Annotated in this window: 20 protein-coding genes; 7 read left to right on the top strand and 13 right to left on the bottom strand. The window is 46.2% G+C overall.

Translation table 11 applies throughout. The features are described from left to right. Positions 1-170: 170 nt before the first annotated feature. The 5 genes from maiA to phhA all read right to left on the bottom strand — a co-directional run bounded on the left by maiA (position 171) and on the right by phhA (position 5,370). Complete coding sequence (gene maiA / locus BM607_RS01975) at positions 171-821, bottom strand: maleylacetoacetate isomerase (protein ID WP_071939061.1); 651 nt, start codon at positions 819-821, stop codon at positions 171-173. Positions 822-908: 87 nt separating this feature from the next. After that, positions 909-1,895 (bottom strand): fumarylacetoacetate hydrolase family protein, encoded by a 987-nt coding sequence (locus BM607_RS01970; protein ID WP_071939062.1) that lies wholly within the window; start codon positions 1,893-1,895, stop codon positions 909-911. Positions 1,896-2,281: 386 nt separating this feature from the next. Next, the gene (tyrR, locus tag BM607_RS01965; RefSeq protein ID WP_006085271.1) at positions 2,282-3,820 is read right to left on the bottom strand and encodes a transcriptional regulator TyrR; all 1,539 of its coding nucleotides are present in this window, start codon (positions 3,818-3,820) and stop codon (positions 2,282-2,284) included. Positions 3,821-4,087: 267 nt separating this feature from the next. Then, positions 4,088-4,426, bottom strand: coding sequence for a 4a-hydroxytetrahydrobiopterin dehydratase (locus BM607_RS01960; RefSeq protein WP_006081014.1), 339 nt, complete (start codon positions 4,424-4,426; stop codon positions 4,088-4,090). Positions 4,427-4,569: 143 nt separating this feature from the next. Beyond that, the gene (gene phhA / locus BM607_RS01955) at positions 4,570-5,370 is read right to left on the bottom strand and encodes a phenylalanine 4-monooxygenase (protein ID WP_071939287.1); all 801 of its coding nucleotides are present in this window, start codon (positions 5,368-5,370) and stop codon (positions 4,570-4,572) included. Positions 5,371-5,693: 323 nt separating this feature from the next. Between phhA and galU the strand changes: the two genes are divergently transcribed. The 6 genes from galU (at position 5,694) to BM607_RS01925 (ending at position 12,843) form a co-directional block, all read left to right on the top strand. Then, the gene (galU, locus tag BM607_RS01950) at positions 5,694-6,602 is read left to right on the top strand and encodes a UTP--glucose-1-phosphate uridylyltransferase GalU (RefSeq protein WP_012196842.1); all 909 of its coding nucleotides are present in this window, start codon (positions 5,694-5,696) and stop codon (positions 6,600-6,602) included. Next, positions 6,602-7,615: a UDP-glucose 4-epimerase GalE gene (gene galE, locus BM607_RS01945; protein ID WP_071939063.1), complete on the top strand. Its 1,014-nt coding sequence runs from the start codon at positions 6,602-6,604 to the stop codon at positions 7,613-7,615. The genes galU and galE overlap by 1 nt, the downstream gene beginning before the upstream one ends. 95 nt (positions 7,616-7,710) lie before the next feature. Beyond that, positions 7,711-8,193, top strand: a complete 483-nt coding sequence (gene napF / locus BM607_RS01940; RefSeq protein ID WP_071939064.1) for a ferredoxin-type protein NapF — start codon at positions 7,711-7,713, stop codon at positions 8,191-8,193. Between the two features lie 110 nt (positions 8,194-8,303). Beyond that, on the top strand, positions 8,304-8,753 hold the full coding sequence (locus BM607_RS01935) for a polymer-forming cytoskeletal protein (protein ID WP_071939065.1): 450 nt from the start codon (positions 8,304-8,306) through the stop codon (positions 8,751-8,753). Between the two features lie 314 nt (positions 8,754-9,067). Continuing rightward, positions 9,068-10,042: a LysR family transcriptional regulator gene (locus BM607_RS01930; protein WP_006081008.1), complete on the top strand. Its 975-nt coding sequence runs from the start codon at positions 9,068-9,070 to the stop codon at positions 10,040-10,042. A 506-nt stretch (positions 10,043-10,548) separates the two neighbouring features. After that, positions 10,549-12,843: an OmcA/MtrC family decaheme c-type cytochrome gene (locus BM607_RS01925; protein ID WP_071939066.1), complete on the top strand. Its 2,295-nt coding sequence runs from the start codon at positions 10,549-10,551 to the stop codon at positions 12,841-12,843. Positions 12,844-12,992: 149 nt separating this feature from the next. Here BM607_RS01925 and BM607_RS01920 read toward each other — a convergent pair whose 3' ends face one another. From BM607_RS01920 to BM607_RS01885, 8 genes are all read right to left on the bottom strand, one after another. Continuing rightward, entirely contained in the window at positions 12,993-13,676 is a 684-nt protein-coding gene (locus tag BM607_RS01920; protein WP_071939067.1) for a DUF2982 domain-containing protein, read from the bottom strand. A gap of 70 nt (positions 13,677-13,746) precedes the next feature. Beyond that, positions 13,747-14,448, bottom strand: a complete 702-nt coding sequence (locus BM607_RS01915; protein ID WP_071939288.1) for an ElyC/SanA/YdcF family protein — start codon at positions 14,446-14,448, stop codon at positions 13,747-13,749. A gap of 217 nt (positions 14,449-14,665) precedes the next feature. Next, positions 14,666-15,583 carry a fructokinase gene (gene mak / locus BM607_RS01910; protein WP_071939068.1) on the bottom strand — a complete coding sequence of 306 codons (918 nt, stop codon included), beginning with the start codon at positions 15,581-15,583 and terminating at the stop codon, positions 14,666-14,668. 60 nt (positions 15,584-15,643) lie between these two features. Then, positions 15,644-16,450, bottom strand: a complete 807-nt coding sequence (cysQ, locus tag BM607_RS01905) for a 3'(2'),5'-bisphosphate nucleotidase CysQ (protein WP_071939069.1) — start codon at positions 16,448-16,450, stop codon at positions 15,644-15,646. A 367-nt stretch (positions 16,451-16,817) separates the two neighbouring features. Next, positions 16,818-17,993, bottom strand: a complete 1,176-nt coding sequence (locus tag BM607_RS01900; protein WP_071939070.1) for a sugar nucleotide-binding protein — start codon at positions 17,991-17,993, stop codon at positions 16,818-16,820. Positions 17,994-18,008: 15 nt separating this feature from the next. Continuing rightward, positions 18,009-18,779: a phosphatase gene (locus tag BM607_RS01895; RefSeq protein WP_071939071.1), complete on the bottom strand. Its 771-nt coding sequence runs from the start codon at positions 18,777-18,779 to the stop codon at positions 18,009-18,011. A 49-nt stretch (positions 18,780-18,828) separates the two neighbouring features. After that, positions 18,829-22,050 carry a DEAD/DEAH box helicase gene (locus BM607_RS01890; protein ID WP_071939072.1) on the bottom strand — a complete coding sequence of 1,074 codons (3,222 nt, stop codon included), beginning with the start codon at positions 22,048-22,050 and terminating at the stop codon, positions 18,829-18,831. Positions 22,051-22,336: 286 nt separating this feature from the next. Further along, positions 22,337-24,181: a DUF885 domain-containing protein gene (locus BM607_RS01885; protein WP_071939073.1), complete on the bottom strand. Its 1,845-nt coding sequence runs from the start codon at positions 24,179-24,181 to the stop codon at positions 22,337-22,339. Between the two features lie 566 nt (positions 24,182-24,747). Here BM607_RS01885 and BM607_RS01880 point away from each other — a divergent pair. Then, positions 24,748-24,957 carry a cold-shock protein gene (locus BM607_RS01880; protein WP_006080998.1) on the top strand — a complete coding sequence of 70 codons (210 nt, stop codon included), beginning with the start codon at positions 24,748-24,750 and terminating at the stop codon, positions 24,955-24,957. Positions 24,958-25,042 lie beyond the last annotated feature (85 nt).

Here is a 25,042-nt window from a genome sequence, read left to right as displayed (position 1 = left end):
CGTCCTTCCTTAATCGGCACATCCTTAGCGCCGAGTTTACCTTTGCAATACGGACATTTTTTACTGAAAAGCATTGAAACTCCATCGCTGAGATTAGACTCGCAAAGCAAGCCTCATCATCCATTCTTTCAATTGGTAAACACTATATCCGCACTATTCGTTACAAAGCATCACACAGCATCCGCTTGGCGCTCCGGGGCCGCATCGGCAAAGGCTTCTAGCTGATTACACTCAGTCCACACGCGCATGATATTGGGATAAGGCGTTAAATCCACATTAAAACGCATGGCGTTATACACCTGCGGCACTAAACACAAGTCGGCTAATGTCACTGTATCCCCAAAGCAGTAACGACCACTGTGCCTTTTCAACAAGATTTCTAGGGCAGCAAAACCACTTGCAACCCAGTGGTGATACCAAGTATTTTTTGCCGCTTCATCGACCCCTAAGGTTTGGGTTAAATACTGCAATACCCGCAAATTGTTTAATGGGTGAATTTCACAGGCTACCGTGAGTGCCATGGCGCGCACATGGGCACGCTCAAGAGCCGATGCAGGCAATAATGATGACTGTGGGTGTATCTCATCGAGATATTCGATAATGGCTAAGGATTGCGACAATGCATCCGCATCTAACTCATCATCCAACGTTAAGGTTGGCACTAACTCCAGCGGATTCAGCGCGCTGTAGGCCGCTTTATGTTGCTCGCCGCCATCACGTACAAGATGCACTGACAACTGCTCGGCAGAAATCCCCTTAAGATTAAGGGCGATGCGAACTCGGTACGCCGCGCTTGAGCGCCAATAACCATAAAGTTTCATATTTTCATGTCCTTATAAAAGTCTGTATAAAAACGGGGCAATTAAGCCCCGTTAGTTTGAGTCGATGTAGCCCTTTAAGGGAAAGCCTTAGGCTTTGTATTCAACCACTTTCTGATCGATAGAACCGAAAATAGTTACATCGTTATCATCGAGCATTTCGATGCGAACAGTGTCGCCAAAACGCATAAATGGCGTAGTGGCTTTGCCTTCAGCAATCACTTCTAACATACGTTTTTCCGCTAAACAGCTAGAGCCTGCGCTACGGTCATAGTTAGAAATAGTACCAGAGCCAATAATCGCACCAGCGCCCAATGGACGGGTTTTTGCAACATGTGAAACTAACTGGCTGAAATTAAATGTCATATCGACGCCCGCATTTGGACGACCGAATAATTCACCGTTTAAATGGGTGATCAGCGGTAAATGCACTTTAGAATCTTCCCAACGTGCGCCCAGTTCATCCGGGGTTACAGCCACAGGTGAAAAACTGCTCGATGGCTTAGATTGGAAGAAACCAAACCCTTTCGCCAACTCACCTGGGATTAAGTTACGCAGTGACACATCGTTCACTAACATCAACAATTTAATATGCTTAGCCGCATTGTCGCTGCTCACGCCCATAGGCACATCATCGGTAATGATCGCGATTTCAGATTCGAAATCGATACCCCAGTCTTCACTCGCCAGTGGAATATCGGCTTTAGGGGCAATAAAACTGTCTGAACCACCTTGATAGAACAGCGGATCTGTCCAGAAGGTTTCAGGCATTTCTGCGCCGCGAGCCTTACGGACTAGCTCAACGTGATTCACATAAGCGCTGCCATCGGCCCATTGGTAGGCACGCGGTAGTGGCGACAAACACTTAGCTTCGTCAAACGCTTGCGCGTTATCTAACATGCCTTCATTTAACGCGTCGTACAATTCTTGCAATTGCGGTTTCAGTAAATCCCAACCGTCGAGTAATTGCTGCATAGTGTGGGCAATAGCAGGAACGGTAACCGTTTTAGTGAGGTCGCGGCTAACTAACATCAACTGACCATCGCGGCGACCATTGTTATAACTTGCAAGTTTCATATTGGCTCCAGTGCTTCTAAGGCTAGGCGTACAATTTTATTGTGCTGGAAAACGCGCGGCGTCATCCAGCTTATATTCGGCGATTTTAATCGGACTCTTTGACTCATTAAGGGCGCACACGTTACGCAATCCGCGCCAACAGAGGCATGCCCTCTTGCTTGCTTTAACGTATTTGTTGCGCGTAGAAATACCCGAAGCTGGCGCAGATTCCTATAGCGTGACCCAAATCACATTTGGGTCAATTATTTCACATTTCGTAAACTAATCATTACGTTTATAACCTAGTTGCCGCTTATCAATATCTCGGTAAGCAATATGCCTGAAAAGTCGGCAACTAAGTGGAACGATACTGTTACATCTATCGCGTCAAGCCAGCAAGACTCGGCTTAACGACGCTTGGCTATCTTGTACTCACGCAGCTTATTGGCAATAGCGGTGTGCGACACCCCGAGCTTTTTCGCTAACTGCCTAGTGCTCGGATAGGCTGGATATAATCGACGCAACAGACTCGCTTCAAACTGCTTCATCGCATCGTCGAGATTGCCTTCAAACTCATTGTCAAAGTAACCAAAACCTTCGGCGTAGGACGGCAGTTTTAATTGTTCTACCGTCAACTCGGCCGAACCATCCCACATAGACACAGCTCTAAATACTGCGTTCTTTAATTGGCGTACGTTACCTGGCCAAGCGTAGGTGAGCAAATGATCGCGGCACTGGGCCGAAATCCGTCGCACTGGGCTAGATAACTGTTGGCTGTAATGTTCGAGGAACATTTCCGTCAGTGGAATGATATCGACTTTACGCTCGCGCAGTGACGGTATGTGATAACTCAGCACATGGATGCGATAGTATAAATCTTCCCTAAACTCACCGGTTTGGCACAGTTCGGCTAAATTTTTCTGGGTTGAGCAAATGATCCGCACATCGGCACGGACTTCTTCATCGCCGCCAATACGTCTAAAGGTGCCATCTTGCAATAGCCGAAGCAGCTTAACTTGGGCGGCCTTAGACATTTCAGCCACTTCATCGAGAAATACTGTGCCGCCCTTGGCTTCTTCAAAGAAACCCCGTTTAACGACTTTGCCCTGACTGACGTAACCGAATAGTTCTTCTTCGGCGGCGCTGTCAGGCAGAGCAGCGCAGTTGATGGCGATAAAAGGTTTCTCACGGCGCATACTGGCATCGTGGCTGGCTCTGGCCATTAATTCTTTACCAGTACCCGTTTCACCTGTGATCAATAAAGGCGCATCGAGCTGGGCCATCCGCCGCGCTTGCTTAAGCACTTCCTTCATTTTGTCACTGCTGGCTAATACATTTTCAAAGCCAGTAGTTTGATTCTGCAGCGCGTTAAATTGTTTTCCAACCCGCGCGGGGGATTTTAGCGACACCACAGCGCCAACTAAGATAGTTTTCTCATCCTCATCGGGCAGGTAAATCGGCAGCATTTCGGCTAAATATTCGTTTGGACCAATTTGTACCCTCGCCGCTTGCGGTAAGACTTGGCTTTCGCTCAACCAGCGGCTGAAGTTAAAACCTTGCACCCAATGATTGAGCGACTCTTCGAGCACTTCGTGTTCACCCATGCCGATATTGAGCAAGGCGGACTCGTTAACGATACGGATACGCGCTTTGGCATCAATGGAGAAAACGGAGTCGGGTAAGGTTTTAAGCAAGGTTTTAAGGGCGTAATGTTCTTGCTCTGAGGGCATAAACGACACCGTACGCACATCATGGACACTTTCCACTTTGCGGATCTGCGGCATCAAGGCACTTAAGGTTTCAAAACTGATTTCGGCAAATTGTAAGTACAGGAATCCTTGGTTACTGGCATCAATGGCAATTAAATTAATACCATAACGCTCTAACACGACTAAGATATCTTTGGCTAAACCAACACGATCCTGACAGCTGACTTCCAAGCGCATAATGACTGATATTCCCTTTTTTGATTCGAATTTTGGGGATAAACCGTGCAGAGCTATTTTTCGCCTTAAGCTTTACAACAAAAATGACGCTTGCTAGGCAAGTTGTTACCTTAACGAAAACGTCAGCGATGAGGGTAAATAGCAGAGCCCATATACGTTAGAAGGTTAAACAGAAAGTGGCAAGCCTAGTTTACAGTTGAATTGTAACAGGAAGAAAAAATCAGCATCGAAAAATAGATTAAGATGCTGATTAAATTGGCGAATTAATTAGACTAATAACTGGTCTGTCTTGGCTGCCATGATGAAGTCATTCTTATGTAGACCCTTAATAGAGTGTGACCACCAAGTGACAGTCACTTTGCCCCATTCAGTGAAAATGCCTGGATGATGGAATTCTTCTTCCGCTAAATCCGCCAGCTTATTCGTGAATGCCATCGCCAGTTTAAAGTTTTTAAACTTGTAAACGCGCTCAAGCTGCATTACGCCGTCACGCACTTGCACGCCCCAGTCGGGGATCATACGAATAAGTTCGGCCAATTCTTCATCGGTCACTTTAGGTGCGTCGGCTTGGCACGCTTCACATTTCATATTCGATAACGCTGTCATACATACTCCTCTTGGCAACATTGATAGGGATATTCAGTTGCTCTTTACTCATTTTCTATTAATAACTTAAATCACATGACTCAATCAGGTGCAGGTGGCTAAATCAGATGCCAGCCAAATAACGAGTCAACTCATCAACGAGGCTAACTCGCCTTGGCTTTTGGCGGAAATTTAGGGGCAAATAAACCTAACTGACGCGCCTTAGTGACGTAACCCATGATGTCCATCTTGGCAATTTCATCCAGCATATCAATGTGCTCAATCACATAATAAATCGGCTGCATAATGTCGATCCGATATGGGGTTCGCAGCACATTTAATAAATCAAAGGGTTGACGCTCTGGCACATCACTTTCCATCGCATACAAGGTTTCACCGGGTGAGCTTAAAATGCCGCCGCCATAGATACATAAGGGACCATTTTTAGGTTGCAGTATGCCAAACTCAACAGTAAACCAGTACAAACGCGCTAAAAATACCCTTTCCTCTTTGCTGGCATGTAAACCTAACTGGCCATACATATGAGAGAAATTGGCAAATGAAGGATTGGTGAGCAAAGGGCAGTGACCAAAAATCTCGTGGAAGATATCTGGCTCTTGCAAGTAATCAAACTCTTCCTTGCGGCGAATAAAGGTGGCCACAGGAAACTCTTTATTGGCCAGTAATTCAAAAAAACGGCCGAAGGAAATCAGCGCAGGTACCGCCGCCGTTTTCCAGCCAGTGGTCGCTTGTAATACCGCATCAATTTCGGCAAGTTGCGGAATGCGATCCTTTGGCATACCCAAGGCATCGAGCCCTTGCAGATATTCCTTGCAGGCACGACCGGGGAGATTAACGGCTTGACGGGCGTAAAGCTGACGCCAAATATCGTGCTCTTCTTGTGGGTAATGGATAAACCCAGTGTCATCGGCTCTGTGAGCGATGTACTCTGTTCCTTTCGTCATAATCTTCACTTGGTGGCTAACACTCATGACTCCATAGTGGTCTAAGGCTTTAAATTTGTTAACTCCCTCACACTTTATTCTTGTGCCGCTACTGTGACGTAAACGTAAAGCAAATATTACAAGGTCATTAAAATCACCCTGTTGGAACACGCCATGAATGCTGGATTAGATCCACTGTGCTACCTTTGCTAAAACTTATGCCTGAATTTGCCGTTAAAATACTTAGATTTCCTCAATTTTTTAGTGTTTGTAAATAGCTTTTCTGTGCAGGTCATTTACAATATTGGCCATTAATCGCATCTCCTTGACCTAAAAGGTTCGCAATGAAACAACATCAAATTCGTAAAGCCGTTATTCCCGTCGCAGGCCTAGGCACTCGTATGCTTCCTGCGACCAAAGCGATTCCAAAGGAAATGCTACCAGTTGTCGATAAGCCATTGATCCAATACGTGGTCAGTGAAGCTATCGCTGCTGGGATCAAAGAAATTGTTCTAGTGACCCACGCCAGTAAAAACTCTATCGAAAACCACTTCGATACCAGTTTCGAATTAGAAGCCCAACTCGAGCGCCGCGTTAAACGTCAGTTACTCGAAGCCGTACAATCTATTTGCCCTAAAGACGTCACTATCATCAGCGTGCGTCAATCTCAGGCGAAAGGATTAGGCCACGCCATTTTGTGCGCAAAATCAGTCGTCGGCGATGCACCATTTGCAGTATTGCTGCCGGATGTGATCATCGATGAAGCCAGCTGTGATCTGCGTCGCGATAACTTAGCCGCTATGGTTGCCCTGTTTGATGAAACCCAAGTGGGTCAAATCATGGTTGAAGGCGTGCCACACAACGTCGTCAATCAGTACGGTATTGCTGATGTGAATGGCCATGATTTACAACCTGGTGAATCTGAGCCATTAGTTGAATTGGTTGAGAAACCAGCCGTGGATGAAGCGCCATCTAACTTAGCCGTTGTAGGCCGTTATGTGTTACCTGCCAGCATTTGGCCACTACTGGCTAAAACCCCTGCAGGCGCGGGCGATGAAATTCAATTAACGGATGCAATTGCTATGTTAATGAAGCAAGAAACCGTGAACGCTTATTATATGGAAGGTAAGAGCCACGACTGTGGTAACAAACAAGGTTATATGCGCGCAAACGTTGAATACGCCCTGCGCCACAGCGAAATCGGTGAAGATTTTGCGCAATATTTAAAAACCGTTGTAAAAGGGATGAAGTAATGACAATTTTAGTGACCGGTGGTGCTGGCTATATTGGCACTCACACTGTGGTAGAACTGCTCAATGCTGGCAATGACGTGATTGTGTTAGACAACTTGTCTAATTCAAGCATAGAAGCCTTAAACAGAGTCGAGCGGATCACAGGTAAATCGGTCATTTTCTATCAAGGCGATATTCTCAATAAAGCCTTATTACAGAAAGTGTTTAACGATCATGCTATCGATTCGGTTATTCACTTTGCAGGATTAAAAGCTGTGGGTGAATCCGTCGCTAAACCCCTCAAGTATTATGAGAATAACGTCACAGGAACCCTGTTCCTCTGCCAAGTTATGGCGGAGTTTAAGGTGAAAAATCTCGTTTTCAGCTCATCGGCCACTGTATATGGCGATCCAGCTAGTTTGCCTATCACCGAAGACTTTCCCACTGGAGCGACCAATCCCTATGGTCAGTCTAAGTTGATGGTTGAACATATATTGGCAGATGTACACAATGCCGATCCGAGCTGGAATATCGCTCGTCTGCGTTATTTTAATCCTGTCGGCGCCCATGCCAGTGGCTTAATCGGCGAAGATCCTAACGATATCCCTAACAACTTGATGCCCTTTATTGCGCAGGTTGCCGTGGGTAAACGTGCCGCCTTAAGCGTGTTTGGTGATGATTATCCGACTCATGATGGGACTGGCGTGCGTGACTATATCCATGTGGTGGATTTAGCCAATGGCCATTTAAAAGCGCTGGCTAAATTGGCCACTAAACCAGGTCTGGTCACCTATAACTTAGGCACAGGCCAAGGATATAGTGTTTTAGACATGGTTCATGCCTTTGAAAAAGCCTGTGGTAAGCCTATTGCCTACCAAATTGCGCCACGTCGCCCGGGGGATATTGCCGCCTGCTACGCCGATCCAACCCATGCAAGGGAAGATCTCGGCTGGCAAGCAACGCATACGCTAGCAGATATGGCCAACAGTAGCTGGCATTGGCAATCAACCAATCCCAATGGTTATAACGGCTAACAAATTGAATGGCTTGTGGAAATATCCCAAGCCATTTTTCTTTATCACTGTGAATACACCCATCACTTTAAATAATTAACCGTTCGAGGAGCAACATGACTCAAAGTATTAATCACAGTCGTCGTAACCTCTTTCGCCGCCGTAAAGATAATGCCTTGAGGCCGCCTTGGGTGCGTGATGATATCGAGTTCACCGACGTGTGCACGCGCTGCTCAGCCTGTGTTGAAGTATGTGAAACGCAGATCATCATCAAAGGCGATGGTGGATTTCCTGAAGTCTCCTTTAAGGACAATGAGTGCACATTTTGTATGCTTTGCGCTAAGGCATGCCCTGAGAATATCTTCGATTTAACCCAAACACCTTGGTCGTATCAAGCCCATATTCAACAGAGTTGTTTAACCTTTCAAGGGATCTGGTGCCAAAGTTGTAAGGATGCCTGTGAGCCAAGAGCCATCAGTTTTGTGTTCAATATTGGCCAAGCTCCACGTCCGCAAATAGACCTTGAACTTTGTACCGGATGCGGCGCCTGTGTGGCTCCCTGCCCTAGCAAGGCCATTGAAATAACCCGACCGACTTAATGCAGCAAAGCCATCGCATTACCCATACAAAGCTGTGCTTATCATCCATTTTACGCTAGTATCGCGCCTCTATTTAACTCAGTTAATCCCTTCTCGAATTAAGTTGATTTATGATGATGTTTGTAAAAAAACTGTTCTTCCCCCCTAAAAAAAGTCCCTCTTTTAGCTTTATTTCTCGAGGCACTAAACTCACGGGGAACATCGAATTAACGGGCGATGTGCTTATTGGCGGTGATATCCAAGGTCAACTGCTTTCTGAGGCTAATATCACAATAGAACAAGGCGGTACGATTCAAGGCGAAGTAAAGTGCCATGAATTTATCGTTGACGGACACTTCAAAGGCAGACTCATTTGTGAGCGTTTAGTGATCCAGCGTAATGGCGTTGTCGATGGCGAAGTGGCGAGTACTTCAATGCAAATCCTTGAGGGCGGCCAGTTTATCGGCATGCGGATTAAAGAAGATGCGCCAACCATTTATTCCCATGCAATAGGCCACACTCCTGCAACAGACAATCGTAACTTCTCGCACGTACAAAACGATGTTATAGAATCTCGCTAAAACGGCGAATAAATTACACGCGCAAGCTCACCCACTTAGGCGAGCTTGTATTTTTAGCTCGATCTTTTCTTAACACCCCAACTCAAAGCCCTTCACTTACCAACCAAATAACTGCCTGCGAAATAGCACGCTTTACAATGGTTAAATAATTGTTATTTTGCCGAGAGTGATCACAGTTAATCCGCACGACTGCTGTTAATCTTAGCGGCTAATCGCGGCGGTTCGGGTAATAGCAAGGAGCAGAGTCAGAGCCACAGAATGCCCTTAATAACCCCGCAAAAAATAGTTAAGACTCATACAGGGCAAAATACAAAATGAGCAACTTATTACTCAAACAAATCTGTGAACTCGATGTTTTTACCTTGCTGGTATTTAAAAGTATTTTCGACACTGGGCACGCAAACAGTGCAGCCAAAGCGCTGGATGTTTCTGCACCAAAAATTAGCCGCTGCCTCAACGCATTACGCCTGACCTTTAACGATGAACTGTTTTATCGCCGTCAACAGGGGCTAAAACCCACTCCCCTAGCAGAAAGCCTGTATGTGGCTATTTGCCAGTTTACCGAATCGGTTTATCACCTCGAACAATCTGCAACTCAGATACAAAATGCAGCCATTAATGCCGATTTACCGCTGCATATTGCCGCCTGTAATGGGCTATTGAGCTTTTTAGCGCCACAATTAAGCACGCCGGACGTCGCCCAAGCGCTAGGGCAAATACGTTTACATAAATGGCAAGAGAATAGCGCTGAGTTAATCCACGCAGGTGCGCTGGATTTTGGTATTACCTTAGAAAGTGCTGAAAATAAAGAATTAAGCTATACCAAACTGGGCTCAGTCAATGGCGTTTACATCGTTGCCGCCAAACAACATCCTCTGTGGCAGATTGAGACCGATATTACCTTAGAGCAAATCTGTCGCCATCCATTCCTCTACCAAGAAGTGAAGGGCTTTAATAGCAAAATTGACCCCTTAGAATTATTTTGCCAGCGCCAAGGCCTCTTGCTACCAGCGGTGGATAAAGTCATCGACAGGGAGGAATGGTACGCCCATTTACTCACCATGAAGAGTGTGGCTTTTTGTTCCAGCATTGATATGCACACAGTAAAACATATGCCCGGATTACACTTAGAACGCCTAAGCGACACAGAACTCAATCGACTCCACGATACTATGATGGCACCACAATATTATCTCATTGAAAAGCCTGCAATTCATCGGCGATACAGCCAAAGTCAAAGCGCGCTTGTCGTACGTTCCTTACTTGCCGCGCTCGACCCCGCACGCTAGCGCGTGACAATAAGCTCAGCCAAGCTAGTGGATATAATGTTTACTAAACCTTGTTTACATCATTGCGATGAGTCGATGTTAAACGGGGTTTAGGCAGTAAGATACCGAAGTTTTAAACAGCAAAATTTCATCGATATTTTCTCTCTTAACAAGGCTTATCCTCAGACGACAGTACCGCTTATTTTTCCCGTCGCTTTGATACTCTAAACGTCAATTCCATCACTCAGATTTAGGCTATCTTAGCCTCGTGTATTTTGCTTAACCGAAAATGAATTCTTCACTGAAGCCCAAGTTGAAAAATAAAAATTGTGATGCTCATCATGGCTTTCCAACTGAATTTCATTATTTAAAATATCAAAATGCAAATTTTAGAATTACCATTCACGTTTGTTAAATCATCGTTCACATATCAGATACAAACTTGCAAATACCACTTTATAAGTAGGTGAATCCTCCTATATTAGAGGCACTGCACACGCAGTCTTATAGAAAGAAAAAGGGACGCGATGATGAAAAACTACAATAAATCTCTACTGGCACTGGCTCTCGTCAGTACCTTAAGCCTTACCGCCTGCGGGGACGGAAGCGATGGTCAAGATGGGGCACCTGGCACACCAGGTACACCCGGAACACCAGGCACTCCCGGAACACCAGGTACACCCGGAACCCCTGCGGGCTCCTTCGCAACGACTGCTCAATCTATTACTGATCTGGCTTTCACTTTAAGTCCAGCTGACATTAAAGTGACCAGCAGTGAAGGCTTCAGCGTTAAATTTACAGTGACAGGTAAAAATGCAGGTAAAGTGGTCCCATTCAAAGGACTCGATAAAGTTGCACTTTATTCTTTAACAGCAAATGAAAACACCTCAGGTACTGGAGCTCCCATTGAATGGCAAAACAATGCCATGGCAAATGCCGCTGGTACTTCACTAACTTGTACTCTAAACGGCCTTAACGGCACTAAAAACGCTTGTACTTTAACTGAAGATACAGCAACACCAGGCACTTACACTGCAACTTGGGCATATGATGGCGCAGCGCCAATCATTAATCCCAATGACAATCCAAACGCAGTACACAGAATATTTCTACGTGCATACAACATAGTTGATAGCACAGGTGTCGCGGTTTCTGGAAAAATACTATCTGTACCCGTTGACTTTATCCCTGCTACCGATGAATTAGCGGCTTCTGGTAAAGATACCGTCAGCAGTGCAGCTTGTGAAAAATGTCACGGTGAAGCTGATGGCCATATCGCAAATATTTCAGCACATAGCAACTATCAAGACGTTAAAAACTGTGTGACCTGCCATAACCCAGATCAAATCCCAAGTGATGCAAATTTAGCTGCTGGCTTAATATTTGACTTCCCTGCGATGATCCACAGGATCCACTCTGGCGCAGAAAACGCAGCAAACTTCGATACTAGTAACAAAACCGCTAAAGAATGGAGTGAAATTGGCTTCCCGTCTGATCTGAAAGAATGTACGACCTGTCATACTACAGACCAACCTAGCTATAACACTATTTACGCCCAAGCTTGTGTAGGCTGCCATATGACAGTCAACTTTGCGACTGGTGAAAACCACTCTGAATTTGCCCTAGCTCAAGCAGATGATACTCAATGTAGTTCTTGCCACGGCACAGGTAACTTGTCACCTGCGGTGGTACATAGTGTTGGTAAACGTGCAGAGTATGCATCTCTGTTCAAAGTTGACTTCACCAGTGCTACAACAGTTCCATCAGCTACTCTAGGCATGAAAACCTTAACCTTAACAGCCAATGTCACCTTAAATGGTGCGCCAATTGCTGATGGCACATCGTTAAAAGCCTACAACGCGACCACGAACCCAACAGCGATGTTTGTCGCTAATGGTCTATTGATCGGTAATGTGGCCACTGACGGTACTGTGTACTCTTGGAGAGATGTTAAACCTGCAGCAATCAGCCTGAAACTGGAAAACGGTACACTTGCTGGTGGCGTGTTAACTATCGTTAAAGATATCCCAGATGCGCAAGCTGTGGGCACTCTCTACGTAGGTTCAGAAGCCAACTTCTGTGCTAAAGCGGGTAAAGTGGTTAGCTGTAATACTACAAACTTAGAGTTTGGTCCAACTAGCCCTATCGGTAACGAAGCTGCAGTGAAATTCTATAGCCCAGATGGTAGCGCAGTCACTAAAGCCCGTATGACTGTTCCTACTCGTATCACAGTCGCAGAAACTAAGTGTAATGCTTGTCATGGCACCTTAGATTATGCAAAAGGTTCAAGACACGGCGCTTACACCTTCGACCAATGTATGCACTGCCATAACGACACCACTGGCGCTTCTGGCCACGGTGCAACTGGCTATAAAGGCGATGATGGTCAGTTAGTTGTTAATCCTGAAGTGACCTTCAATAACAAAGACCTATTCACAGTTGCTCACCGTTTCCACAGCGGTAACTTCGGTGTAGTAGAAGGTATCTTCCGCGATGCGAAAGGTGGTTTGTTCGGTTATCCAGCGGTTGAAACAGATTGTGCGGCTTGTCATAAAGACAATGCCAAACTGTTTGCAACTGACGGTGGTTTAACTTCAGGCAAACGCTCAATCAAAGTCGGTGCTTACTACATTAGCCCAGTGGCTGAATCATGCCGTACTTGTCACGCTCACTCTGATGCGGCAGCTGTCGCTCACTTTAGAAGTAACGGTGCGGTAGTAGAAGCGGATGCAATGACAGATCCTAACCTACCAGTAGAATCTTGCGCGACCTGTCATGCTGAAGGAAAAACCTACGGCGTAGATAAGGTACACGCAGAGTAGCACAGCAGTACTAGTACCTTTGGGTTGCCCCTGCACAACCCAAACTTCATCTCTGCAACTCATTGGGGACCCTTATGGTCCCCTTTTTTATTGCCAATTATCTTCACGTAAAAATGAAATATCAATCGTATTAATAACTGCGGTAAAGCTTAATCCGCTAAGCGACGGGCTTGTGCGATACGTTGTCTGAGCAGCTTGATAAAGTCCTTAGCTTCTCTGTCCAAACTGTCATGGGGAATATACAAGTGATAACCTAAACGCGTATCTAACATCACGCAGCGATGCCCAAACATAGCCAATACACCGCGATAACGATCCCCTTCTATCACCAAAGGACCAAACTCTGCGCCGAGATAAGTTTCTAAAGTCGCTAAGTCTTCATCTTGCGAGGCTGCAGTCACCAATAAAGGCCGCTGCTCTGTTAATAAGCCGGTGGCTAAGCGCAGGGAGATATTGTCCAAAATAGGATTTATGTGTTTTAGTTTAATGCCTAAATAAGATAACTCTATGGTATCTAATCCATTGGTCACCCGCGGGATATCGACCCTTTGAATATTATCCCAAGCGATAGACACTTTGCCGCGACGATGAAAATAGGTCAGCCCCTTGTCATCTAATGCTAGGGTCGTTTCCGGCTCATACACCTTAGCTAAACCGAGAATGAGTGAAATCGCGCCTAAGCTAAAAAACATCAAACCCGCGGCAAACAAGGCCGGCCACGTTAGAAAAAGTCCCAACCCCAGCAGCAGACTTAAACCGCCCAGCCAAGTTAAGGTTAACCCATTTCGTTTTGATAAAGGACGCACAGACATTATTTCTGACTCAATTGTCATTGTTCATCTTCCTGTTAACACTCACTATCTTTAGATTGAAGTCGGAAACCACACCCTTAACTTGCCATTTTTAACTTACGGTCTTTAACCATAACCACAAACGGCCAATGTATTCGTGAATCGCCCGCTGAGAAGCCACTAGATTATCCGCCGTCAAACGCCACCAAAAATCATCTCTCCCAATAAAATCCGTTGGTGCGGCTTTAGGATGTAAACCTTTAGCGGTGAAGATAGCCATAGCCCGTGGCATATGAGTGGCCGATGTGACTAAGCGAAAAGGTTCTTCGCCTAATTCCCACTGTAAATATTGCGCTTCTTCTATAGTATCTCGCGCTAAAGGGAATTGAATGATCCGACGTTTATCGACGCCCAGTTCAACTGCGGCATTCGCCATCATTTCAGCATGGGAAACCTGCGTGAGTTCGCCGCCCCAACCGCTGACAATCAACATACACTCATGACCCAACTTAAGTTGCCGAATTCCTTCAGTTAACCTTGTAAGGGCGACGTCTGATAAGGATTGCACCGCAGTCGCGCCTTGAATATCAGAGTGCGCCGAACCTAATACCATCACAAAACAGGCGCCTGTGATGGGTGTGGAATTAATGGGGTAAGCCGATTCTAATGGCCGCACTAAGGTATTCACACCCAGTTGACTGCTTAAAAAGAGTAAAACAAAGAAGGCGCATGATACTAAGTATTTCGCCATACTCCGACGGCGCCATACCAGAAAAGAAATGACTAATAACAATAGGATAAAGGGAATCGGCATTATCCCCTGTGAAACAACTTTCTTAACCCAAAACATGATGTCCATGCCAAGCAAACCAAAAGAGCGCAATCATAGCATCAAAATACGGCGAAACGCATAGCAGATAACATTAGCCCAGCGTTTTGCTGGGCTAATGTTTATAAAACGTATAAGCCATTAAGCATTGATTTAAAAGCCTAATAAGCTCACTAGATGAGTACAGATATCCAAGCGAAGATTACTTTTCCCATAACCAAGCGGCGCCGCGCACACCCGATGAACAACCATAAAGATTCTGCACCACAGGCGTATGGCATTCACGCCCCACCACATAATGGGCCAGCAATGCCGGTAATCTTGGGTAAATCGCCGCGACATTCGACATACCGCCGCCCAGCACTATAGCATCGGGATCGAGCATATTGATCACATGGGCGAGTGAACGAGCGAGCCTATCCATATAACGATCAAACGCAGCGATCGCAATCGCATCCCCCTCATCGACTAACAACATAATATCGGCACCTGATTTTGCAGCAGCACGCACTGTGCCCGCCGCCGTCAATGCCGCATTATAATCACGCACAAAGCCAGTGCCAGAGATAAAGGTTTCGATACAATCGGGATTGCCACAGAAGCAACGGGTGGTATTAAACTCTTCCTTGGTCATCCAAGGCAGAGGATTATGACCCCATTCACCGCCAATACCATTACCCCCACCGTGCACTTTGCCGTTAATTGCCACGCCAGCGCCACAGCCAGTGCCGATAATCACACCAAACACCACAGATGCGCCAGCAGCGGCACCATCGACCGACTCTGATACCGCAAAGCAGTTTGCATCATTGGCAACCCGCACTTCACGCTGCAACAATTCCCCTAAATCCACATCGAGGGGATGACCATTGATCCATGTTGAATTGGCGTTTTTCACTAAACCTGAATAGGGCGATACCACACCAGGAATTCCCACACCGACTGTGCCTTGCTCGCCGAGTGTCGCTTCCGCTTCTTTGACCAGATTGACCACCGCAGCTAGCGTGCCCTGATAGTCACGTGGCGTTGTCACACGTTTGCGAAATAGCTCATTACCTTCATCACTCAGTGCGACTAATTCTATTTTTGTTCCGCCTAAATCGACGCCCATGCGCATCATGAATACTACTCCAGTGTTTAGCCCGCCCTTTCATCAACGCATATCGATGCTAGGCGGTCGTTATTTCACCCAGCCTGGGGCTGTGGCAATAAAATAAGGGTTTAAAATGTCAGGTTTTTGATTATAAGTTAATGGTTCACCTGACTCATAACAGACAACTGTGCCGCCTGCACTTTCGAGCACAGCTTGCGCCGCCGCAGTATCCCATTCGCTAGTTGGGCCAAGTCTGGGGTACAGATCAGCACTGCCTTCTGCCAACATACAAAACTTAAGCGAGCTACCCACGCTTAAGATGTCATGCTCGCCAAACTGTTGTAAATATTGCGCTAAACCAGGGCTTAAGTGCGAGCGACTGCCAACAATCATCGGCATCGCGCGTGGCGCTTTAGCGCCCAATAAGGGACTTTCTTGACCCGCTTGTTGACGCCATGCACCTAAATGCTTAGCGCCGTAATAATAGGTATCGAGCACAGGCGCATATACCACACCTGCGATTGCAACCCCTTGATGAATAAGCGCAATATTGACAGTAAACTCACCATTGCGCTTAATAAATTCCTTAGTGCCATCTAAAGGGTCAATTAACCAATAGGTTTGCCATTGACGACGCTCATCCCAGGCAATATCCGCCGCTTCCTCAGACATAATAGGAATACCGACAAACTGCTGCGCCAATGCCGCCACTATCACGTGATGCGCGGCTAAATCGGCGGCTGTCACGGGACTATCGTCGCCCTTGTGACTCACTGAAAAGTCATCTTGACCATAAACCGTCATAATGGCATCGCCCGCCGCTTTGGCAATCGCGACCACTTGCAATAAATCTTGTTTGGTCAATGTCTGTGCTATTGTCGTCTTGTCTGTCACTGAAACGTCCTTAATGCATTAAATATTCTGGCATTATGCCATTGTCATCCAAGGAGAATTTAGAACAAATTCATCATACATCAAGCAAAATAGACTAAGACTCACGGCTTGAACCGCTGCGTACAAAACCACAGATAAACAAAGTGATTACGATACTAAGGCAAGCCATCGGCGCTGAGAAGAGCCTTGAGTCCAGCTGCATTCGTATTCACAGCCCATGTTTTCATACGGATAGTCTAAAGCCGTCGCTTAAATCTGATTATTGGCGGGCTTATTGTTTTCGACAGCGTTAATCACTTAGATGACGTAAACGCTTAAAGCGTGATTAAAGCAGCCTAAAGCAAAATGTGAGTCACGCTCATTATCGTCAAGATAACTGCCGCAACATGCAATTCAGTTGCTGACACCAATCTTGCCACTCGATCAGTTCAGGCATCAACAGTGCGTTATGGGTCACCAAAGTGGAGCGTAATTTACCACTGTTCAACACACTATAACTCGGCCTTTTTGCCAAACTTATGCCGCGGTTTAGTGCCTGCTTAGCATAATCAGCACTGGTAATCGGCTGGATAACCACAGGTAGACTTAACAGATGAAGCGCTAGGGCTTGTCGCTGGATTTCACAGGCAAACTCATACCAACTGCATTGGCCTTGAGCGCTGTAATGGAATACTCCAGAGCACTGCTGCACGACTAATTGCCACATCACCCGCGCGAGTGCATCACTCCACGTCGGGCAGCCGATTTGATCGGCTATTACCTGCAAACTTGGCTGAGTACGCATCAAGTTGAGCATGGTTTTGACAAAATTATGCCCATCTTGACCGTAGAGCCATGAGGTGCGGACAATCGTTGCGCAATCACCCAAGACCGCTACTACCCTCTGCTCACCGAGCAACTTACTCGTACCGTAAGCAGACAACGGCTCGGGAGCATCAAGTTCAACAAATGGCCTTGGTAAATGAACTTGGTTTGGGTTTGGGTTTGAATTTGAAGCTAAGTCTGGGTTTTGATGTTGTTCAACGCCACTTTCTCTAGCATCGCAAACAGCACGTTCAGCTGCATGAGCACTATCGCAAACAGTATGACCACCAAACACATAATCGCTCGACACATGCAGTAAGCGCGCGCCCGACAACAAACATTGCTGCGCCAATAACTCAGGGCCGAGTGCATTCACCCGATGCGCTTCGATTGCGTCATGCTCAGCAGCATCCACCGCATTATAGGCCGCGCAATTGATCACCCAGCTTGGTCGATATTGAGCAAATACGGCAGCAATATTGGCGGCATCGGTAATGTCTAACTGACTGCGACTTAACGCATACAGCTTCAGCGGTGCGCCTGTGTTTGCACTTATGTTTGTGCTTGTGTTTGCGATGCTATTTAGGGCTAGCTCGCCAATATCGGCAGCGACTCTCAGCAAGGCCTGTGCGAGCTGACTCTTCGCGCCCGTGATTAACACGACTTGCGGGATGTTGGCTTCTGTAGTGCTCGCCTCAGCGCTTTGAGTTGGCATCGCCTCAGTGACCACGATTTTCATCACTAATATTATTCACTATGCATCTATTAATTGAGCATCATCGCTAAATAAGGGGATCAAATCGGCGACGGTTTCATGACCACGGGCGGCTAAAAAAGCCAAGAGTGCAGAAGGACTGCGATTGAGTAATCGTGATGGCGGATAAGCCACTTCATCGATGATCGCTTGCGCCCGCGCAAAACCGCCCAAACTAAAGGCCACATGGGAATCAGAGCCCATAACTAAAATAGTGCCAAATTCCTTGGCCGCTTTAGCAATCGCAGTGCAATTGGCTTCGCTACCCTTACGGGATGCTTCAAAGGAGGAATTGTTAATTTCAAGCGCTACACCGTATTCGGCAGCGGCGCGGGCAACGGCTTCAATATCAATCGGGTAGGCTGGGTTTCCCGGATGAGTAATGATATCAACCTTGCCACTCTTAATCGCATTAATCATAGCCTCTGTGTGGGTTGCCTTATCCGATGGCGGATAAACCGGCTCATGGAATCCCGCGAGCACAATATCCAGCTGCTTTAGATAATCGCCAAAGAAATCAATCTCGCCGTCGATATTTTTTATGTTGGCTTCGATACCGCGCAAAATCCCGACACCATCGACCATACGTGGCAGCACTCTTAAATTCACAAAGTGCCAAAAATGCGGTGCATCCGCCATCGCAGGCCCATGATCTGTATTCGCAAATAGGCGAATACCCTTCTGTTTTGCTACGGCAATATAGTCATGAATCGTGCTATAAGCATGGCTTGAAGCCACAGTATGGGTATGAGTGTCGACTTGGTACTGCATGGTTCACCTCAGTCAAATGATTCAATCAATTTAGAAAAACTGGCCATGATTAGCTAAAAAGCGATAACAATTCATCGGCGCTTCCTTGCCATGTGCCCTTACCTTTACCTTCGAGAATACTGTCCGCGAGGCTTTGCTTATGCTGCTGCATTTCTTGGATTTTTTCTTCTACAGTGCCTTCGGCAATCAGCTTATACACAAACACGGGCTTATCTTGGCCGATACGATGGGCTCTGTCCGTAGCCTGTTTTTCCGCCGCTGGATTCCACCAAGGATCATAGTGGATCACAGTATCCGCCGCGGTGAGATTGAGCCCAGTCCCGCCCGCTTTTAAGCTGATTAAGAACACAGGCGTATCGCCCTCTTGGAACTTATCTATCTGGGCTTGGCGCAGGCGAGTTTGCCCTGTGAGCTTACTGTAATCGAGCCCCAAGTCCACCAGCTCAGCTTCAATCAGGCTGAGCATGCTAGTGAACTGGCTGAAGATCAATATCTTACGTCCCTCTTGCACCATCTCGGGCAAGTTCTGTTTTAGCCAGTCTAACTTAGCATTGCTCTTCACTTTTTGCGCTTGCTCTAACTTTACTAAGCGCGGATCGCAGCAGGCTTGGCGTAGCTTAAGTAAGGCATCGAGAAACTCGATATGGCTGCTGCCAACGCCTTGAGTGGCAAATAAATCCCGCAGTTTTTTCTCCATCACCAGTCGAATACTCTCGTAGAGATTTCGCTGATCTTTTTCTAACTCTAAGCTCTGGGAGATTTCGGTTTTAGGCGGTAATTCACCGACCACTTCATCTTTGGTTCGGCGCAGCACAAAAGGCGCAATCCGCTGACTCAAGATTTGCGCTTGTTCCATATCGCCATAACGTTCAATTTTGTGCCTAAAGGATTTATTAAAGAAAGCATTAGTACCAAGTAATCCGGGCAAACAAAAATCCATCAAGGACTTAAGTTCACCTAAGTGATTTTCAAGCGGCGTACCCGACAGGCACAATCTAAACGGCGCTTTAAGATCTTTAATCACTTGAGTCACTTTCGCCTGCGCATTTTTAATCTGCTGCGCTTCATCGAGCACGATATGTTCAAACACCTGCTGTTGGTAATAGTCACTGTCGCGCACAATCAGCGGATAGGTCGTCACCACAATATCAAACTCACCTAAGCGTTCGAGCAAAGGCTTACGCAAGGCGCCATGAATCACGACAAGCTTTAACGAAGGTGCAAATTTCGCGGCTTCCTTTGCCCAATTACCCACTAAACTCGTTGGGCAAATAATGAGGCTTGGAGCATGGTTAGCCCCTACGGGTTTTAGCGCTTGCTGCTTGAGTAAAAAGGCCAAGGTTTGAATGGTTTTACCTAGACCCATATCATCGGCCAAAATACCGCCAAGCTGATATTCCTTTAAAAAACAGAGCCAATTTAAGCCTTGCTGTTGATACTGGCGTAACTCAGCATGTAAGTTGTCTGGGACTGCAACCTCTAACACACCGTTAAAATTTTCAAGCTTAGTTGCTAAACTGCGTACCCGTTCACCATTAAGCAGACGAATATCGCTGTCGGCAAAATCATTTAATAGGTGGGCACGGTATTTAGGCAAAGACACGCTATTGCCTTTATGGCTGTCGAACAGCTCTAAAATAATGCTAATCAGCGGCTTAATCACGCTGGCTTTGACTTTTAACCAATCGCCATTCGGGCTGGGCAGCAGTAATTCTGCATCATCTGCCGGTTCACCATACTGCTTAAGCCAAGTGGCAATTAACGGCAGCATAGGCACCATTTGGCCATCGATATCGGCATTCAGTGACAGGGAGAACCAGCCCTCTTGTGTATCATCCAGTTCAATCGCCAGCGGAGTATCAATCACATTCAAGCTGAAGTGGTCGGCAAAATGCACTTGGTAGCCCAAGGCCTCTAGCGCCGGGATGTCCTGTTGAATAAAGTGCAACCAAGCATCAATGGTTTCTGGCAGTGACCCTAACCCCCAAATGCTGACATAGCTGCCACTGTTAGGGATAAAAGATGGCGCCAGCTCCACCAGTTCCAATGCCATCAAACGATTAATCGCATCCATTTCCGCATCGAGTTGACGCGCGACTTGATAGGTTTTGCCTTGATGGATAACTAAGGACAAGGGCTCGTCGGGATATTGGCCGCCAAGTACCACGTCTTGATAGACAAACTCCAGCAGCACCAGTGGCTGCGCCATAGCAAACTCAGGTAAATCCTGCGAGGTTAAGGTCAAACGGACTTGCAGCGGCACTTGCAGCTCGACAAAATCAATCGAAGCGGGCGTAGGTACGGTTTTTGCCGAAAAATGCTTAATCAGTTTGTGGCTCACCATTTCAATTTGCGAGCTAGGCACTGGCGGCATCTGGCTGAGTAACAAGAGTTTTTCAACGCTGATCTCTGTCTCTAATGCGCCTATCTTAAAATAATCTAAATCGATATAAGTCGGCGGCTCACAGGGGATCAGCTCCCAATTTTCTTTATTGGGCAACGTTAACTGCATCTGCTTATGCTCGGCATCCTTATCCAGCCAAATGAATTCTGGCTTTAACGGTTCACCTCGGGTGAGCGCTAAACGGCTCTCTTCCCAAAAACACCGCCCAGTGACGAGCATTTTTTCCAGCGCCATGGCACCTAACTGAGCTTTAAGATACAGACGCGAGGCACCGTGGCGGCGAGTCGACATAATAAGATTGATGATGAGCACGTCTTCGGCGCCAATCCAAGCGGGCATGTAATATTGCACATCGGATAACGCGATTTTAGAGCCTTTGTTATAGCCGCCCTTCTTCGCCAGCTTGCCTTTTCTTAGTTCAAGGTAAACGCCGTTATCATCTTTGGATAACACGTACAGCACGCGATCGTCATAAAGTAAATCGACATTTGAAACCGTGAGATCATCACTTTCGTCTAGCAGATGTAACCACTGGGCAATACGTTGATCTTCAACGGTTCTATCACTCAGTAAACTATACAGAACAGCAGCGATATGTTTGCAATGCCCAGTGGCGGGACATGAACAGAAGCCATTCATGATCAACTTATGGTTAACACTCACGAGGCGAATATCTTGACGATAGGGCTGGGATTCCGTCCCCATGACGCGACCTTCAATATGACGAAAATCGGCATTCGCTTTGGCGCTCAAGACCCGTCCCTTCATCACATAATCACGGGCGCGCATTAAGGTTGGCGGCGTGAATAATGACTCAATCGTGGTGCGAGTCAATTGGATAGGATCTTGGGGGGACAAGCGATTCATGTAAAAACCTTGAAACTAAAAATATCAATACCTAACAATAGCAAGCCATTGCCGAGCGACATTTATCAATGAGTTGTGTGGGATTGTATTGAAAGCCTTGGCCGAAAGCCAGAATGATAGCCTCTATCGATAAACCCACCCTGCCTGCAAGATTAAGAGAACACACTTATTCGCAGACAGGGGATGGATTTAAACTCGCATAAAGCCATTGATAAATCAGGTGTTAACCTTGCATTAACCGCTAAGCGTTACGGTTGCAACCAAGGGCTAAACTTTAGCTTTAGCTTTAGCCTTTTGCTTTAGCCTCAGCACTTTTTGTATCTGCAATGTAGCGATCGACCAATGTTTCTAAGATATCCAAGGGCACGGCGCCATTTTTCAGTACCACATCATGGAAGTCTCTGAGATCGAACTTATCTCCTAGGGCCGACTTGGCTTTTTCACGCAGTTCGAGAATTTTCATCATGCCGACTTTATAGGCCGTCGCTTGACCTGGCATAACGATATAACGCTCAATCTCAGCCGTGACATCACGATCGGACATGCCGGTGTTTTTCTTCATATAGTCAATCGCTTGCTCACGAGTCCAACGGCTATGGTGAATGCCCGTATCTACCACTAGACGCACAGCGCGGAACAACTCTGCCTGCAAACGACCGATATTATCAAAGGGATCCTTTTGAAAACCAAGCTCCCACGCCAAACGTTCGCTATATAAAGCCCAACCTTCAATGTACGCAGTAAAAGGCGCCATCTTACGAATAAGCGGCATACCTTCTAACTCCATCGCCACTGCGATTTGAAAATGATGCCCAGGGATCCCCTCGTGGTAGGCTAAAGTGCGCATACCGTATTTAGGCGTGGCCTTGATGTCATATAAATTGGCATAGAAACGCCCAGGACGACTGCCGTCAATCGCGGGCTGCTGATAATAGGCACCCGGTGCTGTTTTCTCTTTAAATTCAGGAATACGCACCACTTCCATGCCCGCTTCGGGTCGAATACGGAAGGCATCACCGAGTCCCGCATTCACTTCATCGAGAATATGCTGATAATCAACCAGAATTTGCGATCTGCCCGCATCACTATCTTCGTAGTAAAACTTAGGATCGGCGGCTAATGCTTCAATCGCGACCGAGAAACCTTGGCTCACATCGTAGCCTTCAGCGGCTAAGATAGTCATGATCTCGCTCTGAATGCGATCCACCTCAGCCAGCCCTTTGGCATGGATTTCGTCAGCAGTGTAATTAGTGGTCGTAAAGAACTTCAGCAATTGCTCATAGGCAAGGTCGCCATTTGGCAGCGCCCAATAACCATCATCCGTCCCCGCTTTGGCTTGTAACTGGGTAAAGTAGTCGATAAATAATTGATACGCTGGATGCACGTAACCTTTAATGTCCGCTTCTGCGGCGGCCAATAACCATGCTTGTTCATCGGCACTGATATCCGTGTCAGCTAATTTGGTTTTGAATGAACTGTATAGGATATTGTCTTGAATCGGCGTCGCGACAAAATCATTCATCTCGGTCAGTACCCGCTCAATCACAAACTTAGGTGGAATAATCCCTTTAGCTTCACGGATTTTTAAGCCTTCGAGAGTTTGCGCAAACTTAAGTTTCACCTTTTGTAAACGCGACAGATAGTTTTCAGCATCGCCAACAGAATGGACTTGGTGCTGCGCCTGCATAAAGCTGGGATACCCGTTTTGCACACCAAACAACTGATTCAGCGGATAGTTATGGTAACGATACGGCTCAGAGACCAATGCGAAATCGGCAAGATATAAGGCAATATCCTTGGAGATACGTTGATTTTCATCTAAATCCGCATCGGAATAGCTCAATAAGGTTTCACGCAGATCTCGCACTTGCGCGAAAGTCTTATCCATCGCCTCTGGACTATCATCATCCAACTCGGCGTTATGGCCTGTAATCCCTACCGATTCTAAGAAACCCAATGAGGTTAAGGTCTCAGGGCTTTCGAAAGCCATCTTGACCACACTTCGATCTAAAAACGCGCGAAAGAAAAACGGCTTTTTCGCAAACCATTCATGGGCGGCTAGCGCCACTAATAACAGCACTAAGACTAAGCTGCCGAGTCCAATCCGTTTTAGTACTGTTTTCAACGTCATTCTCCATTCTTATTATATTGGGTCTACAGTTATCGCACTGAATCTAAAGCTCAAGCACGCTGTTATTTTGCTGACGAGAATATCATCAACACAAATAAGCAACAATTTAATAACGTAACTAAGCGTGACTGAATCCCTTCTCTGGCATACAGGGCGCATCCCACACTCCACAGGCACCTAATAGGTAAACTGTCGCTAAGTCGCGACAAACAGACAAAATATTTTTTACGCTCGATAACTTTCAAACTATCTACGTATCCAATTGAATATAAACAGTTATAAAGCCTTGCCCTTCCCAATATCTTTCCATAACCCTCTCTATAGATGAAAGGTATTTCAAAATAAAGCTATACAAACCCCTAGAGTGTGTTAATCTGCACTCCGGCCTGTGATTCAGACCTATTTATAAGCAATATTATGTATTTGAAAACCTTCGCTACGCCTGTAATATTTTTTGCTGTCATGAAGCTTTCCACTCATAACTTATCATCAATGTAAATAATTCTATTTCTGGCTAACATCCCGCATAATTGCGAATTATTTGTTTGAAAATTTTGGAGACATTCATGTCTAAAACTACTGGTGTAGTTAAATGGTTTAACGAAGATAAAGGTTTTGGTTTTATTTCTCCTGACAATGGTGGCGCTGACGCATTCGTTCATTTCCGCGCAATCGTTTCAGAAGGCTTTAAAACTCTTGCTGAAGGTCAAAAGGTTTCTTTTGATATCGAACAAGGCCAAAAAGGTCCTCAAGCTGCGAACGTAGTTATTCTGTAATTAGACTTTGTCTAATTTAAGTTAACAAGTTCCAGACAAAAATGCCGACATTATGTCGGCATTTTTATATCTGCGTTTTCATCCA

This window comes from Shewanella sp. SACH, assembly GCF_001887095.2.
Taxonomy (GTDB): domain Bacteria; phylum Pseudomonadota; class Gammaproteobacteria; order Enterobacterales; family Shewanellaceae; genus Shewanella; species Shewanella baltica.
This window is presented reverse-complemented; position numbering and strand designations above follow the sequence as displayed.